This window comes from Luteimonas sp. A534 (genome assembly GCF_054072805.1).
In genome coordinates this window covers 1-1413 of sequence record NZ_JBSVRR010000020.1, presented here as the reverse complement: position 1 = coordinate 1413, position 1413 = coordinate 1, and the positions used below count along the sequence as shown (strand labels likewise).

Sequence of the window (1413 nt, the reverse complement as noted above, 5' to 3'; positions counted from 1 at the left end):
CCGAGGAAGCGCTACGACTATGAAACGCCCGAACAGCGAATCCGCGCCTGATCAGGACTGTCGCACTTGGTGGTTGAATTCACCCGCCACCCGACGCCCGCTCCCATGATGCCACGGGCCCAGGTTGCGGATGAAACAGCGGGTGGCACGCTGGAATGAGCACGGCGCTCCATTGGGCAAGCACGGCTGGACTGCGAACTGACAGCTTGCTTTGCAGATGTAGCCACTCACACGCAAGCTGGCCCGAATTGACAGGAATTTGTTGAACAGCCCGGACTGGACCGATCTTGGAGCGGTCGAAAACGCAGCCTCGATGAGTTGCCTCGGCATGGACAGCGGCCAGGTACGAGTTTATGGCCGAGCGCGGACGTGGGTGCGCTTTGAAACGCTCCAACTGAGGATGGCGGGTGTAGCCGCGCGTCTGGCCGCGAAGCACTGCCTTGGCCAGTAATGCCTCACGCCAAAGTGCAACGAGCCCTTGCGGGTCTAGATATTTTGGGTGCAGTGACCAGAGACGCATGCAGTGGCGCCTAACACCTAAGTTAAGCCGAGCCGCGAAGCGGCTTCGGCTTGAACGCATTGTTAGGCCGCCGCCACAAGACACCGCGAACTCTTGCCTGGGAGCACCGCAGCCCAACACCCGAGCCGGAACATTACAACAACTGGCCACGCTCTGACTGCGGCCCTGGACCGAGCGAAAGAGTCTGCGCTTCAAGCTTGCTCCGGCGCCTGAGCTTTTGGGCTACCCAAAGCCCACTATGGAGGTGGGCGCCAGAACCCTCGGCCCGTGATGCTCAGACGAGCTGGATGCTGTGCCACGCAATCTTGAACGAAGCGACCCAGTGGGCTTGGCGAAACCGGCCGGAGGAACCCACCAAAAGAGCGGAATGTCGGACCTCGCACCGAGTGCGGCCTAACGCCTGAATTAAGCCGCGCCGCGAAGCGGTGTCGGCTTGAATGAATTGTTAGGCCCGCCAGGCATTGAGGCCACTCATGCCCAAGAGCCAGTAAGTCGCCAGAACTGCCGCTGCGACCCACATGGCCAGAGAAGACATGCTTCTGGCGCGGGATGCGCCGCGACGCTTGGCAAGCCGATTGAACCACAGGGCCGACCCAAAGGTAGCAGCGAGCAAACCGGAGAAGAGGAGACCGGTTCTAAGACTGAGCGTGATGAAGCCAGCATCCGAGTAGCCAGCGAACTTGTACCCCTGCCAGATGGCGGCAATGAGCCGCTCAACAACCGGAACCGAAAGTGCAAAGGCTGTGGCAAGTACCGCCACGGAGGCGATGCTGAGCGCTTTTTGGGACTGGCGGCTTTGCATGATGCGGGCCTAACGCCTGAATTAAGCCGCGCCGCGAAGCGGCGTCGGCTTAAATGAACTGTTAGGCGGCGCACCAGAGTGCAATGCCGCC

At 60.9% G+C, this 1413-nt stretch carries 2 protein-coding genes; both read right to left on the bottom strand.

Translation table 11 applies throughout. The features are described 5' to 3' along the window. Positions 1-79: 79 nt before the first annotated feature. Positions 80-520, bottom strand: coding sequence for a pyrimidine dimer DNA glycosylase/endonuclease V (locus ACW5F0_RS14715; RefSeq protein ID WP_457000043.1), 441 nt, complete (start codon positions 518-520; stop codon positions 80-82). Between the two features lie 445 nt (positions 521-965). Beyond that, the gene (locus ACW5F0_RS14710; RefSeq protein WP_457000042.1) at positions 966-1322 is read right to left on the bottom strand and encodes a hypothetical protein; all 357 of its coding nucleotides are present in this window, start codon (positions 1320-1322) and stop codon (positions 966-968) included. Positions 1323-1413: the final 91 nt, after the last annotated feature.

Bases quoted from the DNA above. Each gene is read 5' to 3' on its own strand.
- ACW5F0_RS14715 (WP_457000043.1), bottom strand. From the start codon at position 520: ATGCGTCTCTGGTCACTGCACCCAAAATATCTAGACCCGCAAGGGCTC.
- ACW5F0_RS14710 (WP_457000042.1), bottom strand. From the start codon at position 1,322: ATGCAAAGCCGCCAGTCCCAAAAAGCGCTCAGCATCGCCTCCGTGGCG.